Here is a 16927-nt window from a genome sequence, read left to right as displayed (position 1 = left end):
TTCAGCGGGGCGCTTCAGCGGGCCGGCGGTGTTCCCCGTCCGCCGCGGCCGTACGCGGACAGATGGCGGTACGGCCAGGTCTGGAGCCAGTCGGAGCGGGTGTCGTCCACCGTGCAGCCCGCCAGCCTCAGCCGTTGGGCGATCTTGCGCAGGGCGGTCTCCGAGCCGTCGAACTTGATGACGTTCCTGCCCGCGATGTCGGCGATGGGCCGCAGCGCGCCGACCTCCACCATCAGCGTGCGCTCCGGGTAGGCCATCAGCACCATGCCCAGCTCGATCAGCACGTTCGGCCGGGGCTGCCCGGTCGGCTCGGTCTCGTACGGCTGCTCGGCCGCGCCGTGCAGGTCCGGGTGGAGGTGGGCGAGGTCGTCCGGGGTGAGCAGCACGAGGGCCGCCTGGGCCTGCTCGGGGGCCTTCGCGACGACCTCGCCGAGGAAGGGTGCCGTCTTGCCGGTGGCCCGGACCAGGTCCTCCCACTCCAGCGGGCGCAGATCGAGCAGGCGCAGCAGGTCGAACATCTTCACCCGCACCTCCTCGTCCCGGCCGTGGACGACGAAGACGTTGCGGCGGCGGTCCGCGGAGGGGCCGGAGGGGTCCGGGTCCTGGTGGGCGCGGCCGGCGGGGGCGGGGGCGGGACGGCCGCCGTAGAAGGTCTGCGTGCCCGAGTTGGTGGTGTTGTTGTCGCCGGTGACGAAGCTGTTGTTGCTCCCGAAGTCGTTCCGGCGGCCGTAGTCGCTGCTGTTGCCGCCCGTGGGTGTGTGCGTCATGCGGATCCCGTCCCCTTGGCGCCGTCGGAGCCGCCGAAGTGGTTCTGCGTGCCCGAGTTGGTGGTGTTGTTGTTGCCGTGCACGAAGCTGTTGTTGTGCCCGTAGTTGTTGAGGATGTTCATCTGGCGGGCCTCGTGCTCCGTCAGGTCCACGTTGTGCTCGTACAGGAAGTCACGGACGATCTGCAGGAGTTGGCGCTCCACGATCTGGGTGTACTTGATCGTGTCCGTCTCCTGGAAGAAGTGGTGGAAGGTGGCGCTGGTCGCCATCTCCCGCACGCTGGTGACGGCCCCCCGGTTCAGCATGGCGTCCGCGTAGCGGCCCAGGCCGAACTCGCTGCTGTCGGCGGGCTGCGGCACCCGGATCCGGTCCTTGCGCCAGGGCAGCAGCTCGGACAGCTGGGAGCCGGCCTTGCCGCGCAGGGGCCGCGTCGCGGACCCGGACGCGCCCCTCAGGGTGTGCCAGGCGAGCTTGAGCAGCAGTCCGCCGTCCAGGGCGGCGGGAAGCCGGTCCACGAGCCGGAAGCTCTTCTTGATCGGCGCCAGGACGTACGAGTAGAACTCGGTGTGCAGGGTGTTGCCCTTGAGGTCGAAGCCCACGAACGCCGTGGTGACCAGTTCCTGGTCCCAGGATCCGACCCGGATGCACAGGTACGACCGTCCCGCGTCGTAGGCGTCCTCCCGGTCGCCGTCGAGCTGGTCCAGGGTCGGCTCCGTCACCCCGCGGAGCGTCGTGACGGCCGTGCTGAAGGTGCTCTCCTCGACGGCGAGCCCGTCGATCCTCTCCTCCGGCCGGGTCTGGTCGCGCAGCCGGGCGGCCATGTGGTCGGCGACGTAGTCGGTCATCTCCTCGACGGTGAAGGGGATGACCTCCTTCCGCTTCGGCTCCAGGCCGTTCGTGCCGGGGGCCGTGGGCGCGCCCGGCGCACGCTGTCCGTCGAACACGGTGAGCGGCGCACCGATCAGCAGTTCGGCGTTGGCCCAGCGGCGCACCTGATTGCCCGCGCCCACGAAGGGTTTGTAGCCGCCGTAGCGGACCACGGTGCCGTCGGAGGCCTGCTCCCGCTTGATCTTGCTCACGAGGCCGGGCGTCAGCTCGGGGTGCTCGGGGTACGCGCCGTCGAACCCGCGCGTCCCGTCCGGGCTGCCGGTGCCCGGCCGCAGCCGGCTGACCAGCAGCTGGAGGGTGACGAGGCGCCGGAAGTACGCGGTGGCCCACAGCAGCCACAGCAGCACGAGCGCCGCCGTGAACCCGTTCAGGAAGCCGACGGCCGTGAGCACGTAGGTGAGGACCACGCCCGCCGCGAGGACGGCCAGCCGCACGCGCTGCAGCCGGCGCGCCGCCAGGGCGTGCGCGAGCACGGGGACCGCGTCGTACCCGTACGACGGTGCGACCACCCGGTACCGGCGGGTCAGCAGCTCGCGGATGACGGCGGCGCGGTACACCGGGTCGAAGTAGGTGCCGGCGCACAGCAGCCGGGTGGCGTCGCTCGCGGCGTTCGGCGGAGCGGTGACGGTGACGGTGTCGGTCGACATGGTGGTTGCTCCGCTCTGCTCAGCCGGCCGGGGTCATCGAGGCCTGGGTGATGGTCCCGTCGACCACGGTGTACCGGCCGCTGTACGACTTCTGCGTGCCGTCGGTCTGGACGGCGAGGAGGTTCACCGCGACCGTGTCGCCGTCGACCGAGGTGATGGTGACGTCGTCCCGCTCGGTGGTGGCGAAGCCCGCCGCGAACGAGCCGTAGGACGCGTCGAGGTTCTTGCCGCCCAGTTCCCAGGCCTTGTCGTAGTCGCGCCGGTTGATCGCGTCGAAGAACGCGGTCACCGTGTCGGCGGGACCGGACGTGCCGTACGTCGTCTCCCCGGTGGTCTCCGTCCCGTACGAGGGGTACGCGTCCGTGGACTCCGTCCCGTACGACGGGTACACCGACGGGTACGTGTCCGGCGTCTCCGTGCCGAAGGGGGGCGCCGAGGGCATCGTGCCGTACCCCGGCGGGATGCCGTCGCTGTCGTCGTCCGAGGCCAGGTGGGACACGACGGCTATGAGCAGGATCAGCAGAAGGGGGATGCCGGCGATGAGCAGTGCGTGCGTGCGCTCCTGTCCGCCGGCGGGTAACAGGCTCGGCGGCTCGTAGGTGCCGTTCATGGTTCCTCGCAACTCCCAGCAGACCGCCGGGGTCTCGCTTGTGCCGTCGGTATGACGACAGTCACTCTGCCCGACATCCGTCGGCCGGGAGCTGGTTTCGCGCTTCCGATGCGCTTCCGATCCCGCCGGGGCCCGGCCGTGCCCGCCGGGCGGGCTCAGATCGCGGTGCAGGGCACGGGCCACCGCCGGATGCGCGGGGGCAGGGTCACCGCCCAGCCGCCGCCGGCGAGGACCAGCCGCTCGGCGGTGAGCAGCGCGAGCGCCTCCCGCTCGACCGGGTCCAGCGCGGCCACGGGGGTCGGCTCCAGGAGCCGGAGGAACGTGCCGAGCAGGCCGGGGTGGTCCAGGGTGAGCCGGACGGCCGTGCCCGGCTGCCTGCGGTCCAGGACGGTGACGAAGTCCGGGCCGCGCCGGTGGTAGAGGGCGCCGTGGGTGTGGTCCGTCCGCCAGGCCGCCAGCGTGCCGGGGTCCGCGGGGAGTTCGGCGGGCGGCGGCAGATGGCGCAGGACGGCGGGGTCGTACGACGGTGTGCCGGTCGCCCGCCAGCTCACGCGCAGGCCGTGGCTCTGGCACTCGCGCAGGAACCGCACCGCTTCCGCCGTCGCGCGCCCCGCCCCGCTCAGGTCCAGGGGTACGGCGGCCTCGACCCGGCGCCCGGTGCGCCGGTGCGGCACGCTGCCGGGCAGCCCGCTCATCCGGCCCCCTCGGGCAGCCGGACCGGCTCGCCCCAGGTCGGCAGGGACACACAGGTGGCGCCGTCACGGAACAACAGGCCCAGCTCGACGGCGTGGTGGACCCAGGACTCCAGGGCCTGGACCGGCACCTCGTGGCCGTCGGCGGTCAGCAGCCGGTGCAGGGCGGGCACGGTCCGGCCGTCCTCCAGGTGGCGCAGGGCAGCGGCCCGCCAGCCGGTGAAGCGGTGGGTGGCGGGGGGACGGCCGTGCCGGCGGTCGTGCACCAGCAGTTCGGCGCCGTCCTCCTCGAACAGCAGCCGGGAGTCCGCGTGCCCGGCCCGCCAGGCGGCCACCGCCTCCCGCAGCCGCCGCTCCACCGCGCCGCCGATCCCCGCGGGCTCGGTGTCGAACAGGTAGACGAGGTCGGCTAGTTCGTCCTCGGGGAGGTCGTAGACGTGCTGGTACATCGCGGCCGGGCGGCGCTTGCCGAAGCCGAGGTCCGGGTCGGTGAAGTGCGGGCTGAACCGCTCCAGCTGGATGCGGTGGGCGCCGCTCGGCGGCTGGAGGTGGACCAGCGCCGGGAGCTGGTCGATGACCGGCGTGTAGTCGTCGGCGCTCTCGCCGGGGAAGCCGTAGAGCAGGTTCCAGGAGCAGGTCAGGGCGTGGTTCTCGCACTCGCGCAGGGTGCGCACGTTACGGGCCCCGGTGACGCCCTTGTCCATGAGGTCCAGGACGCGGCTGCCCAGGCTCTCGATGCCGGGCTGGATGTGCACGGTGCCGGACTCGCCGAGGAGTCGGAGCTGGGCGGGGGTGAGGTTGGACTTGACCTCGTAGTGCAGCCGCAGGTCCCAGCCGCTGGCCGCCACGCGGGGCAGGAAGTCGCGGAAGTAGGCCATGTCGATGATGTTGTCGACGGTGACCACGTCGAGGATGCGGTGGCGGCGCACCAGCCGGTCGATCTCCGTCCACAGCCGCTCCCCCGGTTTGGCGCGGAAGGTCATGGCGGAACCGTTGAGCCCGCAGAAGGTGCAGTGGTGCTTCTCGCCCCACCAGCAGCCCCGGGCGCCCTCCACGACCAGCTTCGGGTGGATGTACTCCTGGACCGGGGAGGCGTCCAGGGCGGCCTGCCACTGGTCGTAGTCGGGCGAGGGGATGTCGGCCGGTGCCACCGTTCGCCGGGTTTCCGTGTTGGCCCGTGACACCGGGCCGTCCCACCAGCACAGGCCGGGGACGTCCGCGGGTGCGGTGCCGGCGTCCAGGTGGTGCAACAGGGCCGGAAAGGCGTACTCGGCCTCACCACGGACCACGTGGTCCACGAAGGGGTGGTTGCGGTGCAGGGCGTGGCCCATGGGGCCGTCGCAGTTGCTGCCGCCGAACACGACCGTCAGCCGCGGGCTTCTCCGTTTGAGTGCGCGGGCCAGGGCGAGGGAGGGGACGTTCTGCATGAAGGTGGTGGTGAACCCGACCACGTCCGGTTCGGCCGCCAGGATCTCGGTGGCGCAGGCGTCGATGAAGGGGGCCGCGTACGGGCGCATGGCCAGGGCGGTGCCGATGAAGACGCCCCGGTCGGCCGCGTAGTCCTTCAACCGGGCCGTGCCCCAGCCGGGGTCGTCGTACAGGGCGCCGGAGAAGACCCAGTCGCCGAGGCCGTGGAAGATCGCGTCGCTGCCGACCTCCACGCAGTCGCCGGGCCGCAGCCGGCCGCCGGAGTGCTCCAGCAGGAACTCCGCCCAGCGCAGCGAGCCGTGGAACTCGGTGACCTCGTCACCGGGGCGGGCCCGCCGTACGATCCGGTGGAGCAGGCCCAGTTGCAGCGAGGGCAGGTCGAGGGGGTGCCACGGCATCGTGACCAGGTGGACGCGCATGCTCAGCGGGTCGGCCGCTTCTCCAGGATCGCCGGCCGGCGGGTGGTGCTCCGCTGGTCCTCCCGGACCACGACCTTCTTGATCTCCACGCCCCACCACTCCCCTCACGGCATGCGAACACCCTTGTGCCGCACGGCTGTCCACCATATGGACAGGTGTGTGTGCGGCACAAGGGTGTCCTGTGACGGCGGGGCGGGGCCGGGGTCACAGACGCGGGTCGACCGGCTCCGACTCCAGCGCCAGCACCCCGAACACCGCCTCGTGCACCCGCCACAGCGGCTCCCCGTCGGCGAGCCGGTCCAGGGCCTCCAGGCCGAGGGCGTACTCGCGCAGCGCCAGGGAGCGCTTGTGGTTCAGGAACCGCCTGCGCAGCCGGGCGAGGTTGTCCGGCCGGGTGTACTCGGGACCGTAGATGATCCGCAGGTACTCGCGGCCCCGGCACTTGATGCCGGGCTGCACCAGCCGGCCCTCCGGGCCCCGGACCAGCGCGCCGAGCGGCTTGACGACCATGCCCTCGCCGCCCCGGCCGGTCATCTCCAGCCACCAGTCGACGCCCGCGCGGACCGACTCCGGGTCGCCGGTGTCGACGTACAGCCGCCGGGTGGTCTGCAGAAGTCCGGTGCCGTCGTGCTCCACCAGCCGGTCGATCAGGGCCAGTTGCTCGTCGTGCGGCAGCGCGGCGAGGCTGCGGCCCTGGACCGCCAGCAGCTGGAAGGGGGCCAGCCGGACCCCGTCCAGGCCCTCGGTGGTCCAGCAGTAGCGGCGGTAGGCGGCGGTGAACGCGGCGGCGTCGGCGGCGCGTTCCCGCTGCCGGTCGAGCAGGTCGCCGACGTCCGTGCCCCGTGCCGCGGCGGCCTCCAGGGCGGCCAGCGCGCCCGGGAACACCGCGCCGGAGGCGGCGCCGACGGCCGCGTACTGGCCGCGCAGCAGCCCCTGGGCCTTCAGCGACCACGGCATCAGCTCGGCGTCCAGCAGCAGCCAGTCGGTGCCGAGTTCGTCCCACAGTCCGGCGTCGGTGATCGCCGAGCGCAGCCGGCCGAGGATCTCCTCGGTGACCTGCCGGTCGTCGAAGAACGGCCGTCCGGTACGGGTGTACAGCGAGCCCGTGGGCCCGTCGACGCCGAAGCGCTTCCGTGCCGTCTCCGCGTCCCGGCACACCAGGGCCACCGCCCGGGAACCCATGTGCTTCTCCTCGCACACCACCCGCGCGACCCCGTCCCGCGCGTACTGCGCGAAGGCCTCCTCCGGGTGCTCCAGGTACCCCTCCACCTGCGAGGTCGCCGTGGGCGCCATGGTCGGCGGCAGGTACGGCAGCAGGCGCGGGTCGGTCGCGAAGCGGCTCATGACCTCCAGGGCCGCCGCCGCGTTCTCCTCCCGGACCGCCACCATGCCCGCGTGCCGGGTCTCCACCGCCCGTCGGCCGTGCACGTCCGCCAGGTCCAGCGGCCGGCCGTCGTGCCCGCCGGGCGCCTCGGTGCGCAGCGGCTTCGCCGGCTCGTACCAGACCCGCTCGGCCGGTACGTCGACCAGCTCCCGCTCGGGCCAGCGCAGCGCGGTCAGCTTGCCGCCGAAGACGGCACCGGTGTCCAGGCAGATGGTGTTGTTCAGCCATGTGGCCTCGGGTACGGGTGTGTGGCCGTAGACCACCGCGGCCCGGCCCCGGTAGTCCTCCGCCCACGGGTAGCGCACCGGCAGCCCGAACTCGTCGGTCTCGCCGGTGGTGTCGCCGTACAGGGCGTGCGAGCGGACCCGGCCGGAGGTGCGGCCGTGGTACTTCTCGGGCAGGCCGGCGTGGCAGACCACGAGCCGGCCGCCGTCCAGGACGTAGTGGCTGACCAGCCCGTCCAGGAACTGCCGGACCTCGGCCTTGAACTCCTCGCTCTCCCCCTCCATCTGCGCGATGGTCTCGGCGAGCCCGTGGGTGTGCTGGACCTTGCGGCCCTTGAGGTACCGGCCGTACTTGTTCTCGTGGTTGCCGGGGACGCACAGGGCGTTGCCGGACTTCACCATCGACATCACCCGGCGCAGTACGCCGGGGCTGTCCGGGCCGCGGTCGACCAGGTCGCCGACGAACACGGCGGTACGGCCCTCGGGGTGCACCCCGTCGGCGTAGCCCAGCTCGGCCAGCAGCGCCTCCAGTTCGGCGGAGCAGCCGTGGATGTCGCCGATGATGTCGAAGGGGCCGGTGAGGTGGGTCAGGTCGTTGAAGCGCTTCTCGGTGACGACGGTGGCGTGCTCGGCCTCCTCGACCCCGCGCAGCACGTGCACCTTGCGGAAGCCCTCACGCTCCAGGTGGCGCAGCGAGCGGCGCAGTTCGCGGATGTGCCGCTGGATGACCCGGCGGGGCATGTCCGCCCGGTCGGTACGGGCCGCGTTCCGCTCGGCGCACACCTCCTCCGGCATGTCCAGCACGATGGCGATGGGCAGCACGTCGTACTTCTTCGCCAGTTCGATCAGCTGCCGCCGGCTGTCCTGCTGCACGCTGGTGGCGTCCACGACGGTACGGCGGCCGGCGGCCAGCCGCTTGCCGGCGATGTAGTGCAGGACGTCGAAGGCGTCCCGGGTCGCGCTCTGGTCGTTCTCGTCGTCGGAGACCAGGCCGCGGCAGAAGTCGGAGGAGATCACCTCGGTGGGCTTGAAGTGCCGCCGGGCGAAGGTGGACTTGCCGGAGCCGGAGGCACCGACGAGGACGACGAGGGAGAGGTCGGTGACGGGGAGGACCCGCCCCTTGTGCTGTGTCCCGGTCATGCCGCCTTCGCCTCCTTCTCGGTCCTGATCGTGAATGTCGCCATCTGGGTGGGCGGGCCCACCTCGGGGTCCTCCGGGCCGACGGGGGTGAAGGCGACCTCGTACCCGTGCCGTTCGGCGACCGTCGCCGCCCAGGTGCGGAACTCCTCGCGCGTCCACTCGAAGCGGTGGTCGCCGTGCCGGACATGGCCGGCGGGCAGGCTCTCCCAGCGGACGTTGTACTCGACGTTCGGGGTGGTCACGACGACCGTGCGCGGACGCGCGTGCCCGAACACGGCGTACTCCAGTGCGGGCAGCCGGGGCAGGTCGAGGTGCTCGATGACCTCGCTGAGCACGGCGGCGTCGTAGCCCTTGAGCCGGTTGTCGGTGTAGGCGAGGGAGCCCTGGACGAGCTTGACGCGCGAGGCCTGCCGTTCGCCCATGCGGTCCAGCTTCAGCCGCCGGGAGGCGATGGTCAGGGCGCGCATCGACACGTCGACACCGACGATCTCGGTGAACCGCACGTCCTTGAGCAGCGCCTGCACCAGCTGGCCCTGCCCGCAGCCGAGGTCGAGGACCCGCGCGGCACCACAGGCCCGCAGCGCCTCGGTGACGGCCTCCCGGCGCTGCACGGCGAGCGGGGCCGGCTTCTCCTCCGTCTCGGTCTCGGCCTCGACGGCGTTGTCGATGTCCTCGACCTCGCTGTCGTCGGCCTCCGCGAGCCGCACCAGCTCCAGCCGCTCCCTCGCCTGCCGGGTCAGCGACCAGCGGCGCGAGAGGTAGCGGCTGGTGATCAGCTTCTGCTCCGGGTGCTCGGGCAGCCAGCCCTCGCCGGCCCGCAGCAGCTTGTCGACCTCGTCGGCGGCGACCCAGTAGTGCTTGGCGTCGTCCAGCACCGGCAGCAGCACGTACAGGTGGCGCAGTGCCTCGGCGAGGGTCAGCCGGTCCGACTCCAGCAGGAGCCGGACGTACCGCGAGTCGCCCCACTCCGGGAACGCGGTGTCGAGCGGCACGGGGTCGGCGGTGACCGTCCAGCCGAGCGGTTCGAAGAGTCGTCGTACGAGGTCCGGGCCGCCTCGGGCGGGCAGTGCGGGGACCTCGACGCGCAGCGGCAGCGGGGCGGCGGCCCGCTCCGGGCGGGCGTTGCACACCCCGCGCAGGGCACTGGAGAACACGCCGCTCAGCGCCACCGCGAGCAGCGAGGAGGCCGCGTAGGGGCGGTCGTTGACGTACTGCGCGAGGGCCGCGTCCGGGGCGCCGCCGCGGCCCTTGCCCCGGCGGACCAGCGCGACCGTGTCGATCTCCAGCAGCAGGGCGGCCGTGCAGCGCTCGGCGTCCGCCTCGGGGTAGAAGACGTGCGCCGTGCCGTACGAGGTGGAGAACGCCTGTGCTTTCCCGGGGTGCTTGTGCAGCAGGTACCCCAGGTCGGTGGCCGGGTTCGCGGCCGTACCGGTGGTGGAGATCGTCAGGAACATGCTGTCGAGTCTCCTGGGTCCCGGACCCCCTGACCACCGGTTTTCCGCGGACCACCGGCTTTCCGCGGGACTCGTCGCTCAGGAGTGGTCGTCGACGATCTTCCGGGCGTTCGCCATGGCCCGCTCGTCGGCGGCCCGCCGTTCCTCCAGGGCCTTCTTGTTCTTGGTGACGGCCGTCTTCTGCGCGCGGCTCTCGACGGCGTGCACGGCCTGGATGTAGCGGGTGTCGAGTTTGCACCGCGCGTCCGCGGCGGCGGTCTTCTTCTCCTTCGCCGACGGCTGGTCGCCGCGGAACCAGTCGCTGTCCGTGGACGCCTCGTCGGGGTCGGGGTAGCGGAAGCCCTTCTCCTTCATGCAGTCCGACCACTCGCGGTCGGCCTTCTTCCAGGCGGGGTCCTTCCTCGCCTCCTTGTGCGCCTGGTACCAGTACTGGGCGGCGAGCGAGTAGTAGCCGCTGAGCTGTATGCCGCCGACCTTCGTGGGCTTGGGCTCGGGGCCGTAGATCTTCCGGAGCGCCTCGCCCATGCAGCCCTTCTTCGGGATGGGGTTGCCGTGCGCCCGGTGGCTCTCGCCGGACTCGAAGGAGCCGGTGAGGGCCGCGTACTGGTCGGCCGGCCACTCCATCGGCTGGCTGTCGGACTCGTCCCGCCGGGCGTTGTGGTAGCCGTGCTCGGCCGCGAGGTCCGGATCGTCCACCCCGTACGGGCTGTCGTCGCCGACCCTGCTGCTGCTCGCGAGGGTGCCCTGCCGGACCGGGTAGGTCGACTCGACACTCGTGATGCTGAGCGTCTTGAAGCCGGTGAACCCGAGCCGGACCATGCACTGCTTGGCGAGGATCCACTGCGCGGTGCCGGTGGCCTTTCCGCCACGGGACTCCGCGTCCGGTATGTAGGCGCTCAGCGGGAACGACTTCATGGTGTTGAGGCGGCGGGCCTCGTCGTCGGGGTCGTCGCCGCCGACGACCTGGCATGCGGACACGGCGAGCAGGCCGGTGAGAGCGAGGGGGAGGATTTTACGCACGCGGTCATACGACCAGCCGGGGATCATGCGCGCTGTGATGGAAGCCATAGTTCCGGCACATGGTGTTCACAGAAGGGTCATGTGATCTCCGTTATGGCCCCACGGGCCCGGACCTGATGGAGTGAGCCCCCGTCAACTGACCACTGACTGAAGGGGGAAGCATGACCAACGGCCAGAGCTTCGGGGTACGCCGGAGAGCCGCCGTCGCGGTGGCGGCCGGAGCCGTCCTCGGCGCGGGCGTCCTCGCGACCGCTCCCGCCCAGGCGGCCACGGCACCGTCCGCCGTCTCCGCCCCGCGCTCCGCCGCGGCGGCGCCGCAGGTGCCGGCCCAGGGCGCGTACGCCATGAACGCGGCCACCGGCAAGCAGCTGTTCGGCAAGGCGCCGGACGGACGGCTGCGGACCGGCTCCACCACGAAGATCATGACGGCTCTGGTGGTGCTGTCGCAGCGCGACGTGGACCTGAAGAAGAAGGTCAAGATCAAGAGGGAGTACACCGACTACGTCATCGATCCGGTGACGCACGTCCAGCGTTACTCCAGCGCGAGCCTGCTCCTCGGCGACTCGATGTCGGTGGGCGACCTGCTGTACGGCCTGCTGCTCCCGTCGGGCTGCGACGCGGCCTACGCGCTGGCGGACACCTACGGCACGGGCTCGACGACGGCCCAGCGCACCAAGTCGTTCATCGGCAAGATGAACAGCAAGGCGCGTGAACTGGGCCTGAAGAACACCCACTTCGATTCCTTCGACGGGGTGTCCAACGGGAAGAACTACTCCTCGCCGCGGGACCTGGCCAAGCTGGCCCAGGTCGCGCTGAAGAACAAGACGTTCAAGAAGGTCGTCGGCACCAAGGTCTACGACGACATGAAGTCGTACCGGCCCGGCGGCGGCACGCACGCCATGAAGCCGTGGAACAACTCCAACAAGCTCCTGTCCTCGTACCGGGGCGCGATCGGCGTGAAGACCGGCTCCGGGCCGGAGGCGAAGTTCTGCCTGGTGTTCGCCGCGACGCGCGGTTCCAAGACGGTCGTGGGGACCCTCCTCGCGGACACCTCACCGGACCAGCGCTTCAAGGACGCGACGAAGATCCTCGACTACGGCTTCAGCCGGCTCGGCTGACCGGGGTGGGCACCGGCCGCTGTGCCCCGGCGGCGTTCGGACATCGCTCCGGCCGTCACGCCGAGCAGCACGGCGGCCAGGCCCAGGACCACGACGGACGTGTTCAGCCAGAAGTAGACGGGGCTGCTCGGGTGGGTGCTGCCGTCGGCGAGGACACAGTCGAAACGGAGCGGCACGAAGGAGCCCCGCTGGCCGACGAGCACGCCGGGCGGGAAGTCGTCGCGGCACTCGTGGGCCGGTGTGGAATCGGCGCCGGAAGACGACTCGTGCACGGAGAGCCCGACCGCTCCGGCGCCCAGCAGGTAGAGCATCACGGCGGCCCAGCCCGCCATCCACGCCGACCAGCGCACCAGGTCGAGCCGCCAGTCCGGGCGCCGGCCCGGCAGGGCCACGGACAGGATCTTGACGATCAGGGCGATCACCCAGACGGGAATCGCGAGCCATACCGGGATGCTGAGCAGCGCCAGGAAGGAGCCGAGCGGGGAATCGTCGTCCATCGTGCGATCCCAGCAGGACCGCCCGGCCGGGGCCGTGGCGGAAGCCACAGTTCCAGTCACAGCCTCGTCACGGCCGGGCGGGTGGGTCGCGGGGTGGTTGGGCCTTGGGCGGGTGGGGCGCCGGGGGGGAGATGGGCCTTGGGCGGCTGAGTCGCCGAGTGGTTGGGTGGTGAGTCGCCGGGTGGTTGGGCGGTGAGTCGCCGGGCGGTTGGGCGGTCGGTCGCCGGGCGGATGAGCCGTCAAGCGGATGGGCCACCGGGCGGACGGGCGGCCGACCATCAGACGGATGCCCCACCAGGCAGATGGGCCACCGGTCCTCCCGGCGGATGAGCCGTCAAGCAGATGAGCCACCAGGCGGACGGGCGGCCGACCATCAGACGGATGCCCCACCAGGCAGATGGACCACCGATCCGCCCGGCGGATGAGCCGTCAAGCAGATGAGCCACCAGGCGGACGGGCGGACGACCATCAGACGGCTGCGCCACCAGGCAGATGGACCACCGGTCCGCCCGGCGGATGAGCCGTCAAGCAGATGAGCCACCGGGCGGACAGGCAGCCCGACCGTCAGACGGATGTGCCGCCGGGCGGACGGGCGGACGACCGTCAGGCGGGTGGTCCCCGGGCCGGCGGGCGTCAAGCGGTCGGGGCGCCGGGTGGTTACGACAGCTGTGACTGGACCTGGGCGGAGATCAGCTCCAGGTGGTCCAGGTCTCCGAGGTCCAGGATCTGGAGGTAGATCCGCCGGGAACCGATCTCGGCGTACCGGCCGATCTTGTCGACGACCTCCGCCGGGGAACCGGCCAGCCCGTTGGCCTTCAGCTCGTCCACCTCACGGCCGATCGCGGCGGCGCGCCGGGCCACCTCCTGGTCGTCCTTGCCGACGCAGACGACGAGCGCGTTGGAGTACGTCAGCTCGTCCGCGTCACGGCCCGCCTCCACCGCCGCGTCCCGCACCCGGCCGAACTGCCGCGCGCTGTCCTCGACCGAGGCGAACGGGATGTTGAACTCGTCGGCGTACCGGGCGGCCAGCCGCGGGGTACGGGTCGCGCCGTGGCCGCCGATGAGCACCGGGACCTTCTTCTGGGCGGGCTTGGGCAGCGCAGGCGAGTCGGTGAGGTCGTAGTAGGTGCCGTGGAAGTCGAAGGTCTTGCCGACCTCGGTCGCCCACAGCCCGGTGACGATCGCGAGCTGCTCCTCCAGCCGCGCGAACTTCTCCTTCGGGAACGGGATGCCGTACGCCTTGTGCTCCTCCTCGAACCAGCCCGCGCCGAGGCCGAGTTCGACCCGGCCGCCGGACATCTGGTCGACCTGGGCGACCTGGATGGCGAGCACGCCGGGCAGGCGGAAGGTGCCGGCGGTCATCAGGGTGCCGAGGCGGATGCGCTTGGTCTCCCGGGCCAGGCCGGCCAGGGTGATCCAGGCGTCCGTGGGGCCGGGCAGCCCGTCGACGCTGCCCATCCGGAGGTAATGGTCCGAGCGGAAGAAGGCGTCGAACCCGAGGTCCTCGGTGGCCTTCGCCACGGTGAGCAGGGTGTCGTAGGTAGCCCCCTGCTGGGGCTCGGTGAAGATTCGAAGGTCCATACACCTATCCTGCACGGCGCCGGCCGCGTCAACCGCTCCGGTACCGCCCGGCACGGGCTTGCCCGGTCGGGTGAAATTCGTCCACCGTGCGCGCGGGGCTCGCTCCGGGCCAGTGACCGGCCCCGGCGGTGATCGTTGGGCCGTCGGAGCCGGACCGTCCGGCGCCCGCGCCGGACGGTGTCCGCCGTCGCGCGTCACCGCGCCGGCCCGGCCGGGCCGGGGGCGAGGAGGCCGTCATGTCCGAAGAGTCCGTTGCCCAGCAGGGAGGCACCGCCGGCCGGCCGAAGGGGTTGCTGGAGCAGATGGAGGAGCTGATGGCGGCACTGAACGCGGACCTGTCGGCCCTGGCGGACCTGCAGGCGGGGGCGGCGGCGCGGGGGGCGGCCGACGAGACGGACTGACACCGTGGGGCCGGGCGGAGACGCCCCTGGGGGCGGCCGGTTCGTGGGCGGTCAGGGTGTCGGGCTGCGGGCTGCGCTCGGCGGGCCGCCCGCGCCACCGGGTGACCGACGGGTGGCCGCTGGGTGGATGCCGGGTGGCCGCCGATGAGGGTGCGCGGCGGTCGCCGGCGGGCGGGCGGATGGCCACGGGCACGCTCACACACTGAGTGATCCGGGCGGTCGGGCGGCGGCACCGTCAGATGGCGGGGCGGGCGGTCGGGCGGTCAGCACGCCCAGCCCGCACGCGCACGCGCACGCGAGCTGTCGGTGCCACCGCACCCGCCTCTCACATCCGCGCCGCTTCAGCTGTCGCTCGCTCGCGGAGGAGCCGCCCTTCACACCCCGGAGGGGCTGTCCTGGGCGTCCTCCGATAACACCTCCTCCCGGGCCGCCAGTTTGCGCAGCATCTCCAGGACGCGGTCGCGGGACTCGTCGGCCGCGTCGATGGCCTCCATGCACTGCCAGTACGTCGTCTCGTCGGCCGCGGAGCTGGCCATGCCGACCAGGGCTATGCCGACCTCGCCGAGCAGGCCGCCGAGGCAGAGCAGGGTCTCGCGGGCGTCGTCCAGCCGGGTGAGCTGAGCGGCACGCAGGTCGCCTGGGTCGAGTTCGGGCGGGTCCAGGACCCCGCAGCCCCGGCCCGCCAGCTCGGTCAGCCCCAGCGCCTCGCCCCGCAGCTCCGGCGGGCCGGAGACCGCGAGCCGGCTCCCGATCGCCTGTGCCAGGGCCTGTGCCTGCCAGACCTCCGCCATCATCTCCGCCGTGTCGACGCCGCACGCCAGGGCCCGCCTGCTCGTGAGGATGAGCCGTACCGCATCCATGCGATGCCCCCGTCCCTCCGCCGCGCCATCTCGCACGGCCGCCTGAACTCCCTTGTCCACTACCCAGAGTGAGGGTCGATGGGGCGAAAAGCCAGAGGAAGACGGAAATCTGTGGACAACAATTCGGATTCGACGGCCGATTTGACCACGGAGAGTAATAACGGAGTTCAGCACTCCGGCTGTTGCTCCCCACCTCGGCCCTCCGCGCCCGGAAGCGGGAACCGGCGTTCGTTGCGGTCGATCTTGGCGGCCAGGGCGGCCAGCGGGTCGATGCCGAGGACCTCGCAGAGCTGGAGCAGGTAGGCCAGGACGTCGGCGACCTCGTCGGTGACGCGGTGCGCGGTGCCGGGGTCGTCCATCACCCGGGCGGACTCCTCCGGCGTCAGCCACTGGAAGATCTCGACCAGTTCGGAGGCCTCCACCGAGAGGGCGGCGACGAGGTTCTTGGGCGTGTGGTAGGGCTGCCAGTTCCGCGCGGCGGCGAACTCGGCCAGCCGGCGCTGGAGTCGGGCCAGGTCGGGGTGTTCCGTCACGGGTCCAGGTGTACCACCGTGACGCCCGGGGTCCCGGCGGCCCATGAGGCGTCCTGCACCGCGGCCACGCAGCGGATGTGTCCGCGCTCGCCCATCCGGGCGGCCGTCCGCAGCAGCTCCAGGCGCTGACGGGGATCGAGGCCGCGGTCGAAGCCGTCGGCGAGGACGGTGAGGGTCCGCAGGGCGTCGGGCACCTCGCCCGGGGCGTCGAGGTCCAGCACGCCCGGACCGGTCAGCAGCACCAGCGTCAGCGCGAGGTAGCGCAGCTCGCCGTCGCCGAGCCGGGCGAGTTCGGTACGGAAGCCGTCGCCGCGGTCGAGCAGCGCCCGTACCGTGCCGTCGGCCAGCGGCTCGGCGACCAGGTCGGTCACCGGGCCGGCGCAGCCCGCGTGCAGCGCCTCGACCAGCAGACCGTGCCGCCGGCCGCACTCGGCGCGCGTGCGCCACAGGACGTCGGCGAGGTTGTCGCAGCCGGGCAGCAGGCGGCCGGAGCCGGTGGGCACGGGGACGCGCATGTACTCGGGGCGGGGGTCGCAGGGGAAGACGGAGCGCAGGGCGACGACCATCTGCTCGGCCGCGGCGAGCACATGGCGCTGGCCGTCCGTCTTGCCGGCCACCCGCAGCGGGAGCAGGGCCGTACCGAGGCGGTCGTCGGGGAGCGGGGCGCGGGTCACGGGGGCGGAGCCGGCGGTGTGCCAGGCGGCCTGGACGGTCCGGCGGCCGGGGTCGCGCAGTGCGGTCTCCAGCAGGACGACACCGCGCGCGGTCAGCCGCTCGCCCACGATCCGCAGGTCCGGTTCGGCCTGTACGGCGATGTCGAGCCGGACCGGGCCCTCGGCGCCGTCGGCCGTGCAGCCGATGCGGAAGCCCCGCCGCCGTTCGGCGTCGGGACGGGCGCGCTCGGGCACGCGGGCGAGGGGGTCCGGGAACGCCTCGACGAGGGAGGCGCCGCCGCCGAGCCGGGCCAGCGCCTCGTAGGCGGCGAGCGCGGTCGTCTTGCCGGATCCGCTGGGCCCCGCGAACACCGTGACCGGCCCCAGCGGGAACCCGGCCCGCCGGTGCCCGGCGAAGGCCGACAGCCGCAGCTCGGTGATCCGCGACCGGATATCGGGAGGCGGACGGAACTGCGCGGGAACGGTGCCGACAGACGCGTCGGCCTCCGGCGGCTCAGCGGACACGGAGGACACGGCCATAACGCCGGACGCTAGGCCTCCGCGCGCACGACAAACCGTTTCACCGGCGGGACGTTCCTACGATCGGGGGA

Annotated in this window: 15 protein-coding genes; 2 read left to right on the top strand and 13 right to left on the bottom strand. The window is 72.4% G+C overall.

Annotated elements, in window-relative coordinates; translation table 11 throughout:
• Positions 1-14: 14 nt before the first annotated feature.
• From ACZ4U1_RS11805 to ACZ4U1_RS11770, 8 genes are all read right to left on the bottom strand, one after another.
• Positions 15-767 carry a TIR domain-containing protein gene (locus ACZ4U1_RS11805; RefSeq protein WP_467902375.1) on the bottom strand — a complete coding sequence of 251 codons (753 nt, stop codon included), beginning with the start codon at positions 765-767 and terminating at the stop codon, positions 15-17.
• The gene (locus ACZ4U1_RS11800) at positions 764-2302 is read right to left on the bottom strand and encodes a hypothetical protein (RefSeq protein WP_467902373.1); all 1539 of its coding nucleotides are present in this window, start codon (positions 2300-2302) and stop codon (positions 764-766) included. Before ACZ4U1_RS11800 ends, ACZ4U1_RS11805 begins: the two co-directional genes overlap by 4 nt.
• Before the next feature lie 19 nt (positions 2303-2321).
• A complete protein-coding gene (locus ACZ4U1_RS11795) occupies positions 2322-2912 on the bottom strand; it encodes a nuclear transport factor 2-like protein (protein ID WP_467902371.1) in 591 nt (196 codons plus the stop codon).
• 155 nt (positions 2913-3067) lie between these two features.
• Positions 3068-3607: a DUF5825 family protein gene (locus tag ACZ4U1_RS11790; protein ID WP_467902369.1), complete on the bottom strand. Its 540-nt coding sequence runs from the start codon at positions 3605-3607 to the stop codon at positions 3068-3070.
• Positions 3604-5451: a RiPP maturation radical SAM C-methyltransferase gene (locus tag ACZ4U1_RS11785; protein ID WP_467902367.1), complete on the bottom strand. Its 1848-nt coding sequence runs from the start codon at positions 5449-5451 to the stop codon at positions 3604-3606. Before ACZ4U1_RS11785 ends, ACZ4U1_RS11790 begins: the two co-directional genes overlap by 4 nt.
• Before the next feature lie 204 nt (positions 5452-5655).
• A complete protein-coding gene (locus ACZ4U1_RS11780) occupies positions 5656-8199 on the bottom strand; it encodes a polynucleotide kinase-phosphatase (protein ID WP_467902365.1) in 2544 nt (847 codons plus the stop codon).
• Complete coding sequence (locus ACZ4U1_RS11775; protein WP_467902364.1) at positions 8196-9653, bottom strand: 3' terminal RNA ribose 2'-O-methyltransferase Hen1; 1458 nt, start codon at positions 9651-9653, stop codon at positions 8196-8198. Before ACZ4U1_RS11775 ends, ACZ4U1_RS11780 begins: the two co-directional genes overlap by 4 nt.
• 78 nt (positions 9654-9731) lie before the next feature.
• Complete coding sequence (locus tag ACZ4U1_RS11770; protein WP_467902362.1) at positions 9732-10673, bottom strand: hypothetical protein; 942 nt, start codon at positions 10671-10673, stop codon at positions 9732-9734.
• Between the two features lie 161 nt (positions 10674-10834).
• Here ACZ4U1_RS11770 and ACZ4U1_RS11765 point away from each other — a divergent pair, with 161 nt between their 5' ends.
• The gene (locus ACZ4U1_RS11765) at positions 10835-11791 is read left to right on the top strand and encodes a D-alanyl-D-alanine carboxypeptidase family protein (RefSeq protein ID WP_467902360.1); all 957 of its coding nucleotides are present in this window, start codon (positions 10835-10837) and stop codon (positions 11789-11791) included.
• Here ACZ4U1_RS11765 and ACZ4U1_RS11760 read toward each other — a convergent pair.
• Together ACZ4U1_RS11760 and ACZ4U1_RS11755 are read right to left on the bottom strand one after the other, a co-directional pair.
• Positions 11767-12288, bottom strand: coding sequence for a hypothetical protein (locus ACZ4U1_RS11760; RefSeq protein WP_467902358.1), 522 nt, complete (start codon positions 12286-12288; stop codon positions 11767-11769). The genes ACZ4U1_RS11765 and ACZ4U1_RS11760 overlap by 25 nt on opposite strands.
• Positions 12289-12945: 657 nt before the next feature.
• Positions 12946-13869, bottom strand: a complete 924-nt coding sequence (locus ACZ4U1_RS11755) for an LLM class F420-dependent oxidoreductase (RefSeq protein ID WP_467902356.1) — start codon at positions 13867-13869, stop codon at positions 12946-12948.
• A gap of 236 nt (positions 13870-14105) precedes the next feature.
• Here ACZ4U1_RS11755 and ACZ4U1_RS11750 point away from each other — a divergent pair, with 236 nt between their 5' ends.
• Positions 14106-14270: a hypothetical protein gene (locus ACZ4U1_RS11750; protein ID WP_467902354.1), complete on the top strand. Its 165-nt coding sequence runs from the start codon at positions 14106-14108 to the stop codon at positions 14268-14270.
• Between the two features lie 374 nt (positions 14271-14644).
• Here ACZ4U1_RS11750 and ACZ4U1_RS11745 read toward each other — a convergent pair whose 3' ends face one another.
• The 3 genes from ACZ4U1_RS11745 to ACZ4U1_RS11735 all read right to left on the bottom strand — a co-directional run bounded on the left by ACZ4U1_RS11745 (position 14645) and on the right by ACZ4U1_RS11735 (position 16856).
• The gene (locus ACZ4U1_RS11745; RefSeq protein WP_467902352.1) at positions 14645-15130 is read right to left on the bottom strand and encodes a DUF6099 family protein; all 486 of its coding nucleotides are present in this window, start codon (positions 15128-15130) and stop codon (positions 14645-14647) included.
• 167 nt (positions 15131-15297) lie between these two features.
• A complete protein-coding gene (locus ACZ4U1_RS11740) occupies positions 15298-15663 on the bottom strand; it encodes a nucleotide pyrophosphohydrolase (RefSeq protein ID WP_467902350.1) in 366 nt (121 codons plus the stop codon).
• Positions 15660-16856, bottom strand: coding sequence for an AAA family ATPase (locus ACZ4U1_RS11735; protein ID WP_467902348.1), 1197 nt, complete (start codon positions 16854-16856; stop codon positions 15660-15662). The genes ACZ4U1_RS11740 and ACZ4U1_RS11735 overlap by 4 nt, the downstream gene beginning before the upstream one ends.
• Between the last annotated feature and the right edge of the window lie 71 nt (positions 16857-16927).

Source organism: Streptomyces sp. NPDC028928 (assembly GCF_055564915.1).
The sequence above is the reverse complement of the archived record's forward strand: the minus strand, read 5'-3'. Positions and strand labels throughout refer to the sequence as shown.